General features: G+C 64.5%; 16 protein-coding genes. 8 read left to right on the top strand and 8 right to left on the bottom strand.

Annotated elements, in window-relative coordinates:
- The first annotated feature begins 33 nt into the window (after positions 1 to 33).
- On the top strand, positions 34 to 813 hold the full coding sequence (locus ASILVAE211_RS04020; protein ID WP_227319978.1) for an SDR family NAD(P)-dependent oxidoreductase: 780 nt from the start codon (positions 34 to 36) through the stop codon (positions 811 to 813).
- 3 nt (positions 814 to 816) lie between these two features.
- Here the strand turns inward: ASILVAE211_RS04020 and ASILVAE211_RS04015 are convergent, their stop codons facing one another.
- A complete protein-coding gene (locus ASILVAE211_RS04015; protein WP_227319977.1) occupies positions 817 to 1,962 on the bottom strand; it encodes a CynX/NimT family MFS transporter in 1,146 nt (381 codons plus the stop codon).
- A 104-nt stretch (positions 1,963 to 2,066) separates the two neighbouring features.
- Between ASILVAE211_RS04015 and ASILVAE211_RS04010 the strand changes: the two genes are divergently transcribed.
- The 7 genes from ASILVAE211_RS04010 (at position 2,067) to ASILVAE211_RS03980 (ending at position 5,117) form a co-directional block, all read left to right on the top strand.
- Positions 2,067 to 2,585 (top strand): DNA-3-methyladenine glycosylase, encoded by a 519-nt coding sequence (locus tag ASILVAE211_RS04010; RefSeq protein WP_264478646.1) that lies wholly within the window; start codon positions 2,067 to 2,069, stop codon positions 2,583 to 2,585.
- A gap of 208 nt (positions 2,586 to 2,793) precedes the next feature.
- Positions 2,794 to 3,036, top strand: coding sequence for a type II toxin-antitoxin system Phd/YefM family antitoxin (locus tag ASILVAE211_RS04005; protein WP_227319976.1), 243 nt, complete (start codon positions 2,794 to 2,796; stop codon positions 3,034 to 3,036).
- Positions 3,036 to 3,464, top strand: a complete 429-nt coding sequence (locus ASILVAE211_RS04000; protein ID WP_456304481.1) for a type II toxin-antitoxin system VapC family toxin — start codon at positions 3,036 to 3,038, stop codon at positions 3,462 to 3,464. The genes ASILVAE211_RS04005 and ASILVAE211_RS04000 overlap by 1 nt, the downstream gene beginning before the upstream one ends.
- A gap of 67 nt (positions 3,465 to 3,531) precedes the next feature.
- A complete protein-coding gene (locus ASILVAE211_RS03995) occupies positions 3,532 to 3,831 on the top strand; it encodes a hypothetical protein (protein WP_227319975.1) in 300 nt (99 codons plus the stop codon).
- The gene (locus tag ASILVAE211_RS03990; RefSeq protein WP_227319974.1) at positions 3,828 to 4,253 is read left to right on the top strand and encodes a PIN domain-containing protein; all 426 of its coding nucleotides are present in this window, start codon (positions 3,828 to 3,830) and stop codon (positions 4,251 to 4,253) included. The genes ASILVAE211_RS03995 and ASILVAE211_RS03990 overlap by 4 nt, the downstream gene beginning before the upstream one ends.
- Positions 4,254 to 4,259: 6 nt before the next feature.
- Positions 4,260 to 4,763 (top strand): methylated-DNA--[protein]-cysteine S-methyltransferase, encoded by a 504-nt coding sequence (locus ASILVAE211_RS03985; protein ID WP_227319973.1) that lies wholly within the window; start codon positions 4,260 to 4,262, stop codon positions 4,761 to 4,763.
- A 102-nt stretch (positions 4,764 to 4,865) separates the two neighbouring features.
- A complete protein-coding gene (locus tag ASILVAE211_RS03980; RefSeq protein WP_227319972.1) occupies positions 4,866 to 5,117 on the top strand; it encodes a hypothetical protein in 252 nt (83 codons plus the stop codon).
- A 128-nt stretch (positions 5,118 to 5,245) separates the two neighbouring features.
- Here ASILVAE211_RS03980 and guaA read toward each other — a convergent pair whose 3' ends face one another.
- The 7 genes from guaA to ASILVAE211_RS03945 all read right to left on the bottom strand — a co-directional run bounded on the left by guaA (position 5,246) and on the right by ASILVAE211_RS03945 (position 13,091).
- Complete coding sequence (gene guaA / locus ASILVAE211_RS03975; RefSeq protein ID WP_227319971.1) at positions 5,246 to 6,814, bottom strand: glutamine-hydrolyzing GMP synthase; 1,569 nt, start codon at positions 6,812 to 6,814, stop codon at positions 5,246 to 5,248.
- 153 nt (positions 6,815 to 6,967) lie between these two features.
- Positions 6,968 to 7,495, bottom strand: a complete 528-nt coding sequence (locus ASILVAE211_RS03970) for a GNAT family N-acetyltransferase (RefSeq protein WP_227319970.1) — start codon at positions 7,493 to 7,495, stop codon at positions 6,968 to 6,970.
- Positions 7,492 to 8,778 carry an RsmB/NOP family class I SAM-dependent RNA methyltransferase gene (locus tag ASILVAE211_RS03965; protein WP_227319969.1) on the bottom strand — a complete coding sequence of 429 codons (1,287 nt, stop codon included), beginning with the start codon at positions 8,776 to 8,778 and terminating at the stop codon, positions 7,492 to 7,494. The genes ASILVAE211_RS03970 and ASILVAE211_RS03965 overlap by 4 nt, the downstream gene beginning before the upstream one ends.
- A 40-nt stretch (positions 8,779 to 8,818) precedes the next feature.
- Positions 8,819 to 10,321 (bottom strand): IMP dehydrogenase, encoded by a 1,503-nt coding sequence (gene guaB / locus ASILVAE211_RS03960; RefSeq protein WP_227320130.1) that lies wholly within the window; start codon positions 10,319 to 10,321, stop codon positions 8,819 to 8,821.
- A 200-nt stretch (positions 10,322 to 10,521) separates the two neighbouring features.
- Complete coding sequence (locus tag ASILVAE211_RS03955) at positions 10,522 to 11,445, bottom strand: DMT family transporter (RefSeq protein ID WP_227319968.1); 924 nt, start codon at positions 11,443 to 11,445, stop codon at positions 10,522 to 10,524.
- Positions 11,446 to 11,523: 78 nt separating this feature from the next.
- Positions 11,524 to 12,534, bottom strand: coding sequence for a GlxA family transcriptional regulator (locus ASILVAE211_RS03950; protein WP_227319967.1), 1,011 nt, complete (start codon positions 12,532 to 12,534; stop codon positions 11,524 to 11,526).
- Positions 12,531 to 13,091, bottom strand: a complete 561-nt coding sequence (locus ASILVAE211_RS03945) for an isochorismatase family protein (protein WP_227319966.1) — start codon at positions 13,089 to 13,091, stop codon at positions 12,531 to 12,533. The genes ASILVAE211_RS03950 and ASILVAE211_RS03945 overlap by 4 nt, the downstream gene beginning before the upstream one ends.
- Between the last annotated feature and the right edge of the window lie 76 nt (positions 13,092 to 13,167).

Below are 13,167 nucleotides of genomic sequence, written 5' to 3'. Positions count from 1 at the left end.
TAGTCTCGTCAGGCCAAACAGCGAGAGGCACAAATGTCCCTGACCCATTCAGAAGAAATCACGATCAAAACCGCGATCGTCACCGGCGGCAGTCGCGGCATCGGCCGGGATACCGTGCTCAATCTGGCGCGGCGCGGCGTCCGCATCATTTTCACCTATCATACGAATCAGGCAGAGGCAGCGACGGTGGCGGCACTCGCCGCGACGACCGGTGCGCAGGCCCATGCCTTGCCGCTCGATATCGGCCAAACCGGCGGCTTCGACGCCTTTGCCGAGGCCGTGCGTAAAACCCTGGCCGGTTTCGGCACCGAGCGCTTCGACTATCTCGTCAATAATGCCGGCATTTCCTCCAATGTCAGCTTTATGGAGACGACGGAGGCCGAGCTGGACGCGCTCTATACCGCCCATTTCAAGGCGCCGTTCCTGCTGACGCAAAAGCTGCTGCCGCTGATGAGGGATGGCGGCCGCATCGTGAACATCTCCTCCGGTCTTGCCCGGTTCGCCGGGCGCAACCGGGCGGCATACGGGTCAATGAAGGCCGCCGTCGAGACGCTGACGCGCTATATGGCGCTGGAACTTGGGCCGCGCCGCATCACCGCCAATGTCGTGGCGCCCGGCGCCATCGCAACCGATTTCTCGGGCGGCATCGTCCGCGACAATCCCGAGGTCAATAAAATGGTCGCCGATCACACCGCGCTTGGGCGTGCCGGTCTGCCCGAGGATGTGGGGCCGGTGATCGCTAGTTTGCTTTCGGCGGATTTCGGCTGGGTCAATGCCCAGCGCATCGAAGTCGCGGGCGGCATGGTGATCTGACGTCTATCCCGGCTGAATGTGGCGGGCGCGGCCGGCCCCCAGACCCGCCGCCAGCATGGCCGCGCCCAGGCCGAGAAAGAGAACCGTGACGCCCGTCCAGCTATGCATCGAGGCATGGAGCAAGCCCGCCAGCAGCGGGCCGATGGAGGCCAGAATATAGCCGACCCCTTGCGCCATGCTGGACAGATGCCGCGTGACATGCGCGTCCGGCGACCGCAGCACGATCACCATCAGCGCCAGCGGGAACAGGCCGCCCTGGGCAACGCCGAGCAGGACCACCCATACCCAGACCGAGCCGAGCGGCGCGTAGAGGCAGCACAGCAGGCTGCCCACGCACAGCAGGCTGAGCACCGCGATGGCCGGGCGCTGATCGCGGCCCAGGCCGGCAAGCGGCGGCACGACGAGTGCCGCCACGGCCTGCCCGATGATGGACAGCGACAAGGCCAGACCGGCATCGACCGGGGACAGGCCGCGATCCCGCAGGATAGGCGACAGCCAGCCGAAGACGATATAGGCGAGCGCCGATTGCAGGCCCATGAACAGCGTCACCTGCCAGGCCAGCCGGTTGGTCCATAGGCCCAGGCGGCCCATCGGCCGCATCGCTCCGGCCTCGGCCGGCACGGCCAGTTGCGGCAGCCAGGCCAGGGCAGCGATCACCGCCGGCACGGCCCAAATCGCCAAAGCGAAAGCCCAGGAGCCCAGATGCTTTTCCAGCGGCACCGTCAGTCCGGCGGCGAGCGCCGCGCCCACCGACATGGTCATGGCATACAGCCCGGTAATGAAGGCGACCTTGTGGGGGAAATCGCGCTTGATCAGGCTGGGCAGCAGCACGTTGATGACGCCGATACCGCCGCAGGCCAGAATCTGGCCTGCGAAAAGCCCGGTTGACCCGCCAAAGCCCCGCAGCGCTGTGCCCAGCGCCAGCGCGACCAAGGCCGTGAGGATCGCGCGCTCCGTCCGAAGATGCCGGCTCAGCCGGGGGGCCGCCGGGCTGAACAGGCCGAAACAGAGCGAGGGCATCATGGTCAATAGGCTGGCGCCCGTGGCTGAAAGCCCTGCCCCATGCGCGGCATCCGGCAGAACCGGCCCCATGCTGGTCACCGGCGTGCGCAGATTGAAGGCAATCAGGATCAAGGCTGCCCCAAGCAAGAGGATGCTTCCCGGAACGGCAGCGCTGTGTTGGCCCAGCTTAGGTTCATGATTCATAAAGCTGGGGTAACATCCCTCGCCTGATCTGGGCAGGGGGCGATGCGATGGGCCAGCATGACGTTTCGGATCCGGTTTACAGCCGGCATGGATTTCAGGTCATCGCGCGATCGGACCTGCCACAGGATACCATCGCCCTCGCCCGCTTTCTCATCGGCAAGATCGTGGTGCGCGACTTGGGCGAAGGAAGGGTCAGCGGGCGGATCGTCGAAACCGAGGCGTATATTGTGGGGGACGCGGCGGGGCATGCCTATCGCGGCATGACGCCGCGCAACCAATCTCTGTTTCTCGAGCGCGGCCACGCCTATGTCTATCTCGCCTATGGCCTGTCCTGGATGCTGAATGTCTCGGGTGACGCGCCGGGTATCGGCGCCGGCGTGCTGATCCGCGCGCTGGAGCCACTGGACGGTGTTTCGCTCATGGCGCGCAATCGCGGCACGCCGCGCCTGCGTGATCTGGCGCGCGGACCGGGGCGGCTGGCCCAGGCGCTCGCGATCGACCGCCGGCTGGACGGGGGTCGATCTCTGCCAGGATGGGCCGCTCTGGCTCGCGTCCGATGGCGCTGAAACCGGCGAAATCGGGGAGAGCGTGCGGATCGGCATTACCAAGGACGCCCATCGGCTGCTGCGGTTTTATCTGCGCGGCAGCGTCTTTGTGAGTGGGCCGAAGACGCTGAACCTGTAGCGGCTGGGGGCTCGTCACAATCATGCCGGCTTTTCTGGTCCAGAACTCGATTGTGATATATATGACCATCTAGATAGTCAGGAGGGACGCATGGACGCCATCAATCTGGCTGACGCCAAAGCGCATCTCAGCGAATTGGTCGACCGCGTTGAAGCCGGAGATTCGATTGAAATTACGCGGCGCGGCAAGCCGGTCGCACGGCTGATTGCTGCGGCAAAACCGCGCCGCAAGGTCGATGCCGCCAGGTTGCAGTCCTTCACTGCGACAATGCCGCCGCAATCCCAGACAGCCGAGGCTCTGGTGCGGTCGATGCGGGATGATGATCGTTACTGATGCTTTATCTCGACACGTCGCTGATCATGGCTGCCCTTTCCAACGAGGTGATGACGCCGCAGGTGCAAGCCTGGCTTGGGCAGCAAGACCCCGAACAGCTGCTGATCAGCGATTGGACGATCACCGAAATGTCCTCTGCCTTCGCGATCAAGCTGCGGACCGGGCAGATCACTCTGGCCCAGCGCGCCGCTAGCCTCGCCTTGTTCCACAGTCTTGTCGTCGAAAGCTTTACTGTTTTGCCGGTGGCCGGCGGCCATTTCCGAACGGCGGCACGGTTTGTCGATCAGCACCTGCTTGGACTGCGCGCGGGCGACGCCCTGCATCTTGCGACGGCGTCTGAGCATGGCGCCACAGTGGTAACGTTGGACCAGAGACAGGCCGAAGCCGGCCTCGCGCTCGGCGTGCCGACACGGCTGCTGCGTGCTTAGCTGAAGTCATATCCTTGAAGACGACAACTCGTGCGGCTATATTACTGGATATAGACTGGAGTTGAATATGAGTGAGGCGCAGAAGCGAGCCATCCATAGTTACCGGGCAAGGCTGGGCGAACGGGGATTGGCACGATTCGAGGTCTTAGGACGTGAAGCGGACCGTGACCTTATCCGGTCACTGGCGCGCAGGCTGGCCGAAGATTCCGCCGATGCCTCACACCTGCGCAGCCTGGTCGCGCAAAGCATCGGTGAAGAGCCGCCGCAGAAAGGCGGTATCCTACGGGCGCTGATGGCCTCACCTCTCATTGGCTCCGAACTCGACCTCTCCCGTCCCCGTGACGGCGGGCGCAAGACCGACCTGTGACGCGCTATCTGCTCGATACCAATATCATCAGCAATTTCACTAGACCTTCTCCATCGGCCGCGCTGATCGCATGGATGGTGGAGCAGACGGACGATGATCTGTTTATTGCGTCCCTGACCATCGCCGAAATCCGACGCGGCGTGCTTGAAAAGCCGCATGGCAAGCGGCGTGATCAACTCGAAGCTTGGTTTAATGGCACGCATGGTCCGCAGGCGCTATTCGCCGGTCGCATTCTTGTCTTTGACGAAAGAGCGGGCTTGATTTGGGCACGACTGATGGCCGATGGAAAAGCCGCCGGCCGGCCGCGCAGCGGGTTCGATATGATGATTGCCGCCATTGCCGAGGTTCATGATTGCGTCGTGGTGACGGACAATGAAAAAGATTTCGATGGTATTGAAATCCTCAATCCCTTGCGGGCGTGACGCAGCATGACCCATGTCTTCACCTGGATGCCCTCCCCCATCGGCCAGTTGAAGCTGGTCGGCAGCGATCATGGGTTGGCGGCCGTGCTGTGGGAAGCGGACGGCCGCAGCTTTCGCCATCTGGCCCATATCCAGGAAGACGGGTCGCATCCGATACTTGTGGAAACCGCGATGCAACTCGCCGATTACTTTGCAGGATCGCGCAAAATCTTCACCGTGCCGCTCGATTTCGAGGGCACGGCGTTTCAGCGCGACGTCTGGCAGGCGCTGCTCACAATTCCCTATGGTGAGATCCGCAGCTACGGGCAGGTCGCCCGGCAGATCGGCCGGCCGAAAGCCGTGCGCGCCGTGGGCGCTGCCGCCGGCATGAACCCGATCGCCGTCATCGCGCCCTGCCATCGTGTCCTGGGCAGCAATGGCACGCTGACGGGCTTTGCCGGCGGTCTTGCCGCCAAGACCATCCTTCTCGGTATCGAGACAGCCGAGACGCAACTCAGCTTGGCACTATAGGCGATGATAGAGCAATTTTCTCTGTCGCTTGATGCGTCACTGCCGGTGGCCGGCCTCAGCTTTCGCGCCGATGCCATCAGCCCGGCAGAGGAAGCGCGGTTGATGGCAGAAATCGACCGGATCGACCTGCCGCAATTCGTCTTTCAGCAATGGACCGCGAAGCGCCGCACGAAGTCCTTCGGCTATCTCTATGATTTTCGTAATGCAGACTTCGGCCCGACCGAACCTATTCCGGATTTTCTGATGTCAGCTCGCGCCATCGCTGCCGATTTCGCCGGTGTGGCTGCGTTACTCCATCACCTTTCGCGGTCTGGCGGCGCCGAATACGAAAGGCTAAAGTCTGTCAGGTTTTGATTGAAACACCGTCATACCCGCGACAGCGGGTATCTTCTGGGTCAAGCACCGGGAGAAGGACAAGATGCCCGCTTTCGCGGGCATGACGGTTGAAGGTGATTCCAACTAAGGCTGACACACTCTAGAGCTTATTCCCACTCGATCGTGCCGGGCGGCTTGCTCGTGATGTCATAGGTCACGCGGTTGATGCCGCGTACCTCGTTGACGATACGACTGGCGACGCGGGTCAGGAAGGACACCTCGAAGGGGTAGACATCCGCCGTCATGCCGTCGGTGCTGGTCACGGCCCGCAGCGCGCAGGCGAGATCATAGGTGCGGCCGTCGCCCATCACGCCGACGCTGCGCACCGGCAGCAGCACGGCGAAAGCCTGCCAGATGGCGTCATACAGATTATTGTTGCGCAGTTCTTCCAGAAAGATTGTATCGGCCCGGCGCAGCAGCGCCAGCTTCTCCTTCGAGATCGCGCCCGGAATGCGGATGGCAAGCCCCGGCCCCGGGAAGGGGTGACGGCCGACCATGCTATGCGGCAGGCCAAGTTCCAGACCCAGCAAGCGCACTTCGTCCTTGAACAGCTCGCGCAGCGGCTCCACCAGCTTCATGCGCATCCGGTCCGGCAGGCCGCCGACATTATGATGCGACTTGATGGTGACGGACGGGCCGCCCGTGAAGCTGACGCTTTCGATGACGTCCGGATACAGCGTGCCCTGGGCCAGGAAGTCCGCGCCGCCGAGCTTGGCGGCCTCTTCCTCGAAGACGTCGATGAACAGCTTGCCGATCGTCTTTCTTTTCTTCTCCGGATCGTCGACACCTTCCAGCGCGCCCAGGAACATATCCGAGGCATCGCGATGGATGAGCTTGATATTGAAGCGGCCACGGAAAAGCTCCACGACCTGATCAGCCTCGTTCTCACGCAGCAGACCGTGATCGACGAAGATGCAGGTAAGCTGGTCACCGATCGCCTCATGGATCAGCGCGGCGGCGACGGCGCTGTCGACGCCGCCCGAAAGGCCGCAGATCACCCGGCCGGAACCGACCTGCTTGCGGATGGTGTCAATCTGCGTCTGGCGGAAGCTCGCCATGGTCCAGTCGCCCGTGCAGCCGGCGACGCCATGGGTGAAGTTGCGGATGATGGCGGCGCCATGCGGCGTATGGGCGACTTCCAGATGGAACTGCACGCCGTAGAAGCGGCGCTCGTCATCGGCGATGGCCGCGAAAGGGGAACCGTCGCTGGTGCCGACAGGGCGGAAGCCGGGCGGGATTTTCGTCACCCGGTCGCCATGGCTCATCCAGACCTGCTCGCGCGCGCCGATGGTCCAGGCGTCGTCGATCCCGTCGAACAGCGCGCAGCTATCCGTCACCTCGACATAGGCGCGGCCGAATTCGCGATGGTCATGGCCTTCCACCAGCCCGCCCAGTTGCGCGCACATGGCCTGCTGGCCGTAGCAGATGCCGAGCACCGGCACGCCCATTTCGAACACGATTTCCGGCACGCGGGGCGAGACCTCTTCGGTCACGCTGGCGGGGCCACCCGACAGGATGATGCCGCGCGGCGCGTAATCGGCGATTTTCTGCGGATCGGTGTTGAAGGGCCAGATTTCGGAATAGACGCCGCTTTCGCGCACGCGGCGGGCGATCAGCTGCGTGAACTGACTACCGAAATCGAGGATGAGGATACGGTCTGCGGTGATCTGTGCCATGTCGCGATATGAACCTGCCCGCGGCCCGAGGCAAGCGATTCGCGTGCAAACCTCCCCAGCAAGAACCTTCTTTTTCTGGAGAAAAAGAAGCAAAAAGACTTTCGAAATGATAAAAGTTTTTTGGTTCTTTTTTATAAAAAAGAACAGCTTAGCCTAGCCAAGCAGCCGCCCGATGGGGTTCCAGACGAAAGCCGTCTGCGGCTGCATCTCTCCACCCACGCGGACGGAGCCTTCTACCGTGCGCACCCCGCCCATTCGCTCATAGAACCAGCGGCTGGGATTCTGGCTCAGCACCCAGACAAAGACACTGGCGCAGCCTTCCGCCGCCAGATCGGCCGCCGCCGCCCGCATCAAGGCACGGCCGGCGCCCTGCTCGCGGAAATCATCCAGCACATACAGCGTCTCGACCTCGCCATCGGCGATGACGGTATGCGGATGCCGGCTGGCCGTGACGAAACCGATGACCGCGTGCCGGGTCGGATCATCGACATCGGGCACCGCGACATGGACGATGCGGCCGCTGCGGATCAGGCGGGAATAATAGAGTTCCTGCTGACCCTGGTTGAGATGGGTCAGCGTATGGTCCGGCAGCAGGCCGGGATAGGCGCTGCGCCAGGCCGCGACATGAACCGCCGCAATTCCGGCCGCATCCGTGACACGGGCGGGCCGGACCATGGTCATGCGCGTTCGAGCACGGCCGCGAAGAATCCGTCTGTGCCGTGGCTGGCCGGGGTCAGATGCACCATACCGTCGCGGGCCAGTTTCGCGGCCTCGGGCCGGGTCGGCGCCACCTGGGTGAAATCGGCATTCGCGGCCAGGAAGCGCTGCACCTGCTCCTCATTCTCGGCCGGCAGGATGGAGCAGGTGGCATAGACCAGCCGCCCGCCCTTGCGCAGGAAGCGCGAGGCTTCCTGTAGGATGACAGCCTGCTTGGCGACGAGTTCGGACAGATCCTGTTCCGTCAGCCGAGCCCGCGCATCGGGGTTGCGGCGCCAGGTGCCGGTCCCGGTGCACGGCGCATCGACCAGCACGCGGTCATAGGTTTCGCGTCGGCGCTTGGCCCATTTGCCGTCTCCATCGGTCAGCAGATGCTGCTCGACATTATGCACGCCCGCCCGGCGCAGGCGGCGCACGGCGCCGTCCAGGCGCGGCGCGGAGGTATCGGCGGCCAGGATATGGCCCTTGTTCTCCATCATCATGGCCATGGCGAGCGTCTTACCGCCGGCACCCGCGCAATAGTCCAACACGCGCATGCCCGGCTGCGGCTCGGCCATCAGCGCCACGATCTGGCTGCCTTCGTCCTGGATTTCGATCAGGCCGCTTTGGAAAGCCTCGCCGGTCACGACCGGACGCCGGCCTTCGACCCGCAGGCCCCAGGGGCTGAAACGGCCGGATTTGGCGGTGATGCCTTCCGCCGCCAGCGCGTCGATTGCCTGCTGGCGATTGCCCTTCAGCATATTCACGCGCAGGTCCAACGGCGCCGGCGCCAGCATGGCGGCGATTTCCCGGTCGGTCTCCGCGCCGAAACGCGCTTCCAGCAGCGGATAAATCCAGTCCGGCACTTCCAGCCTGACGGCCGGCGGCATGGCCGGATGCTCGATCGTATGATCCTTGAGGCGGCGCAGAATCTCCGCCTCATCGGCTTCCAGCGGCTGCGGCCCGTAGCGCCCGCCGGAGAACATGGCACAGACATCGCCATAGATCTGGCCGCCCAGAATGGCGGCGGCGGCCACCAGCATGCGCCCGCTGGGCTGACCCTGGGCGCGCTCGATCCACCAGGTCAGGCGGCGATGCTGGCGCAGAACGGACCACGCCTGTTCCGCGACAGCGCGACGATCACCGCCGCCGATATAGCGGCGGCTACGGAAGAAATCATTCGCCACCGCGTCAGCGGGTTTGCGAGGCGCGGCCGCTATCGCTTCCAAAAGCGCGATGGCGGCCTCAAAACGGGCATTGGGGGTCAAATCAGGCCGCCTATGAGAGAGAAGGACGTCGCGCCGAAGCTTAGTCGCGACGGTAGTTGGGCGCTTCGCGCGTGATCGTCACGTCATGGACATGGCTTTCACGCAGACCGGCATTGGTGACGCGGCGGAAACGGGCGCTGCGCTGCAATTCGGCGATATCCGGGCTGCCGGCATAGCCCATGCCGGCCCGCAGACCGCCCACCAGCTGATGCACCACAGCCGAGATCGGACCCTTATAGGCGACCTGGCCTTCGATGCCTTCCGGCACCAGCTTCAGCTGGTCCTTGATGTCCTGCTGGAAGTAGCGGTCGGCCGAGCCGCGCGCCATGGCGCCGATCGACCCCATGCCGCGATAGGCCTTGTAGCTGCGGCCCTGATACAGAAAGACCTCGCCCGGCGCTTCATCCGTGCCGGCCAGAAGGCTGCCGATCATGACCGCGCTGGCGCCGGCGGCAATGGCCTTCACCACATCGCCAGAGGTGCGGATGCCGCCGTCGGCAATCGCCGGCACGCCCAGCGCACGGCAGGCGGCTGCGGTTTCCAGCACGGCGCTGAATTGCGGTACGCCGACGCCGGCAACCACGCGAGTGGTGCAGATGCTGCCCGGCCCGATGCCGACCTTCACCGCATCCGCGCCGCTGTCGATCAGCGCTTCCGCGCCGTCCGGCGTCGCGACATTGCCAGCCACGACCTCGACCGAATTCGACAGGCTCTTGATGGTCTCGACCGAACCCAGCACGCCGCGCGAATGGCCGTGCGCGGTATCGACGACGATGACATCGACGCCGGCCGCGATCAGGGCGCGGGCGCGGGCCTCACCGTCGGCACCGACGCCGGTGGCGGCGGCCACGCGCAGGCGGCCGAGGCCGTCCTTATTCGCCAGCGGATAGGCTTCTGCCTTGTCCATGTCCTTGACGGTGATGAGACCGACGCAGCGATACTGCGCGTCCACCACCAGCAGCTTTTCGATGCGGTGCTTGTGCAGCAGACCGCGCGCCTCATCCGGCTTGGCGCCTTCGATCACCGTCACCAGACGGTCATGCGTCATCAGTTCGGAGACGCGCTGGTTCGGGTCGGTGGCGAAACGCACGTCGCGGTTGGTCAGGATGCCGACCAGCTTGCCGGTGCCCTGCTCCACCACCGGAATGCCGCTGATGCGGTTGGCGGCCATCAGCGTGCGGGCCTCGGCCAACGTGGCACCGGGATGGATGGTGACGGGATCGACGACCATGCCGGATTCGAAACGCTTGACGCGACGGACCTGGGCAGCCTGTTCCTCGATCGAGAGGTTTTTGTGGATGACGCCGATGCCGCCCAGCTGGGCCATGGCGATGGCCATGGCCGATTCTGTCACGGTGTCCATGGCGGCGGCGGCCACGGGAATATTCAGCGTGATATTGCGGGTGAAGCGCGTCGCGGTGCTGACGGTGCTGGGCAGAACCTGGGAATAGTTCGGGACGAGCAGCACGTCGTCGAAGGCTAGCGCCTCTTCGACCGGCGGCCGGCTGACGACCTGGCGGCGGATATCCAGCGCCTGTTCCATCGAATTGTCGGGGGTCAAATCATTGGATGCCATGGCCTGTGTCCCTGCGAAACCTTGGCGAGGCCACATACTCCGCCCTGTGATGCGGTGCAAGAAAAGGCGGCGCGACCCTGACTTGCTTGGTTCTTTTGTCAAGCAATTGACGCCGAGACTGTGAGCCCGGACCGGGCCGCCCCATATCGATGGGGATATGCGCCCTGTCAGGCAGGCGCGGATCGCCGCCTGAGCCGGAAGATGCGCCCGTCGATGACCAGCAGACCAAAAGCGATCAGCGCCATGCCGGCGAATTGCGCCGCGCCCAGGGTCTCACCCAGCAAAAGCCCATTCAACAGCACGCCGCTGACCGGCACCAGCAGGGTGACCAGCGAGCTGTTCACCGCGCCGCCCGCCGCCAGAATGCGAAAGAACAGGATATAGCCGAAAGTCGTGCAGAGCAGGGCAAGACCGAGCAGCGATGCCCAGGTGGTGGCGCCGGGCATAGGCAGCTGCCAGGGCCGGTCGACGATCAGGGCAATGGGCAGCATCAGCATGCTGCTGGCGGCCGTCTGGCCGAAAGCGCCCATCGCGGGGGCCAAGCCCATGCGGCGGAAGCGACGGCCGAAGACACCGGCCAGACCATAGGAGAAGGCCGCGCCCAGGCAGGCGATCATGGCCGGCATCGAGGGGCGGATAGGGCCGACCAGGCCGCCGCCGATGAGCGCGAAGACACCGGCGAAGCCGAGCAGGATGCCGCCCAGCTTTTGCGGCGTGATGCGCTCATCCGCCGTCAGCAGATGGGCCAGGATGATGGAGAAAATCGGCGTCGTGGCGTTGAGAATGGAAGCGAGCCCGCCACCGATTCGCGTCTCGCCCCAGAAGAGCAGCGTAAAGGGAATGAGATTGTTCAGCACGCCCATGCCGAAAAAGGCCAGCCACACCGCCCGCTCACGCGGAAAGCGGATACCGGACAGGGCCAGATAGGCGGCGAGTGCCAGGGCCGCCAGAGACACGCGCCCGAAGACGAAGGTCAGCGGCGGCAAGTCCCGCAGGCCGAGCTTGATGAACAGAAAAGACCCGCCCCAGATGACGGAGAGCAGAACCAGCAAGGCCCAGTCCCTGGCTGTCATGCCCGGTGCTTGTCGCATCACCCCTCCCCTCGCGTCAGACCATCGGCAGCATGACCCAGGCCGCGCGACGACGCTCGCCATATCCGGACATCATCGCTATGCGCCCGCCGCCTCACCGCGCATCATGCTGGGCGGACTGCCATGGAAGCGCCCCCAGGCGCGACGCAATTGCCGCGCGGAGGCAAAGCCGCTGTGCTCCGCGACCGCCTCCATATCGAGCCGCGAGCCGGTTAGCAGCTCGCGCGCCAGGGCAATCCGCATCCGGCTGACATAATCCGTCACGCTCATGCCGGCATGGTCATTGAACAGCCGGGACAGATTGCGCGGGCTGGCTGCCGCGATCTGCGCCAGACGCTCGACCGACCAATCCGCCGCAGGATTGGCGGCGACGGCATCCTGCGCCCTGTGGATGACGGGATGGATATGATTGCGCCCCTCCAGCCATGGCGAAAGCTGTGGGTCAGCCCCGCCACGGCGCAGATAGACGACCAGATAGCGGGCCACGGCCAGCGCCACCGCAGGACCGGCCATCTGCGCCACGACATGCAGCATCAGATCGATACCGGCGGTGATGCCCGCACTGGTCAGCCGGTCGCCGTCCTCGACATAAAGCCGGTTCTCCCGCACGCGGGCGGCCGGCGCGAGGCGGATAAGATCCGTCGTGCAAGCATGATGCGTGGTGCAGTCATACCCATCCAGAAGTCCGGCGCGGGCGGCAATAAGCGCCCCCGAACAGATGGACGCGAGCCGGATGCCCGGTCTGATAACGCGCTGCAACCAGTCGATGATGGCAGCTTCCTGCGGGCCGTCGCTGTCGCGATCAGGTAAGGTCGCGCCAAGCGGCTGATCCGCGCTGCCGGGGATGACGACCAGGGCGTCATCCGGAACGCGTTCCGGCAGCGCCTTGATACCGGACAGGCCGAGACCGATGGAACTGCCGGTCTCAGCCGAGGGCCCGACATAGGTGATGATGAAGCGCAGCCGGTCCTGCTCCAGATTGGCTTTGCGCAGAACCTCGATGGGGCCAGCGATATCCAGCAGCAGCACGCGCGGCGGCACGACCACGATGATGGCGACCTCGGCCGGATGCCGCGCTTGTGCCGTCATGCGGCGATGGCCTGTTCGGCGTCTGCCAGAGCCTCCGCGACCGTCGCGATACGCGCGAAGCGGCCGGCCAGAACCAGTTCCGTGCGCGCCCGAATCTCGGCCGCGCTCCACACCCGACCGGCAGCATCCGTCATGGCAAAGGTCAGCGTCGCTTCACCGACATAGTCCACGTCATAGCCGAGGTCGGAGGCATGGCGCGTCGTGGTCTCGCAGCATTGTTCGGTGCGGATGCCGGAGACGATGACCCGGCGGATGCCATGCGTGGTCAGCCAGACATCGAGGCCCGAGCCGACAAGGGCGCTGTGACGGCGCTTCCGGAAGACGGCCGCCGGCGTGATGGCCAGCGGGGCCAGCGGCGTGACCAGACCGGACGCCTCGGAGAAGATACCGCTCTCCTCGACATGAAATACCTGGATGACCGGAATACCGGCAGCCTTGGCGCCGTCGATCAAGGCCTGTTGCCGTTCGATGAAGGCTGACGCGGTCGCCTCGTCCCAATAGTCGCGGTGGCGGAAGGATTCCTGCACATCGATGACGAGAAGAGCGGTATCGGACATTGAAGCCTCCCTGAACCTTGGATCTGCCTATCATTTATTCTTAAGGCCAAAGGCGAAATACCGGATCCGGACGAAG

It is taken from the genome of Acidisoma silvae (assembly GCF_020618775.1).
Taxonomy (GTDB): domain Bacteria; phylum Pseudomonadota; class Alphaproteobacteria; order Acetobacterales; family Acetobacteraceae; genus Acidisoma; species Acidisoma silvae.
Note: the sequence above shows the minus strand (reverse complement) of the source record. Positions and strands in the feature narration are given on the sequence as shown.

Coding starts and splice junctions, on each gene's coding strand:
- ASILVAE211_RS04020 (WP_227319978.1), top strand. CDS start 34: ATGTCCCTGACCCATTCAGAAGAAATCACGATCAAAACCGCGATCGTC.
- ASILVAE211_RS04010 (WP_264478646.1), top strand. CDS start 2,067: ATGGGCCAGCATGACGTTTCGGATCCGGTTTACAGCCGGCATGGATTT.
- ASILVAE211_RS04005 (WP_227319976.1), top strand. CDS start 2,794: ATGGACGCCATCAATCTGGCTGACGCCAAAGCGCATCTCAGCGAATTG.
- ASILVAE211_RS04000 (WP_456304481.1), top strand. CDS start 3,036: ATGCTTTATCTCGACACGTCGCTGATCATGGCTGCCCTTTCCAACGAG.
- ASILVAE211_RS03995 (WP_227319975.1), top strand. CDS start 3,532: ATGAGTGAGGCGCAGAAGCGAGCCATCCATAGTTACCGGGCAAGGCTG.
- ASILVAE211_RS03985 (WP_227319973.1), top strand. CDS start 4,260: ATGACCCATGTCTTCACCTGGATGCCCTCCCCCATCGGCCAGTTGAAG.
- ASILVAE211_RS03980 (WP_227319972.1), top strand. CDS start 4,866: ATGGCAGAAATCGACCGGATCGACCTGCCGCAATTCGTCTTTCAGCAA.
- guaA (WP_227319971.1), bottom strand. CDS start 6,814: ATGGCACAGATCACCGCAGACCGTATCCTCATCCTCGATTTCGGTAGT.
- ASILVAE211_RS03970 (WP_227319970.1), bottom strand. CDS start 7,495: ATGACCATGGTCCGGCCCGCCCGTGTCACGGATGCGGCCGGAATTGCG.
- guaB (WP_227320130.1), bottom strand. CDS start 10,321: ATGGAACAGGCGCTGGATATCCGCCGCCAGGTCGTCAGCCGGCCGCCG.
- ASILVAE211_RS03955 (WP_227319968.1), bottom strand. CDS start 11,445: ATGCGACAAGCACCGGGCATGACAGCCAGGGACTGGGCCTTGCTGGTT.
- ASILVAE211_RS03950 (WP_227319967.1), bottom strand. CDS start 12,534: ATGACGGCACAAGCGCGGCATCCGGCCGAGGTCGCCATCATCGTGGTC.
- ASILVAE211_RS03945 (WP_227319966.1), bottom strand. CDS start 13,091: ATGTCCGATACCGCTCTTCTCGTCATCGATGTGCAGGAATCCTTCCGC.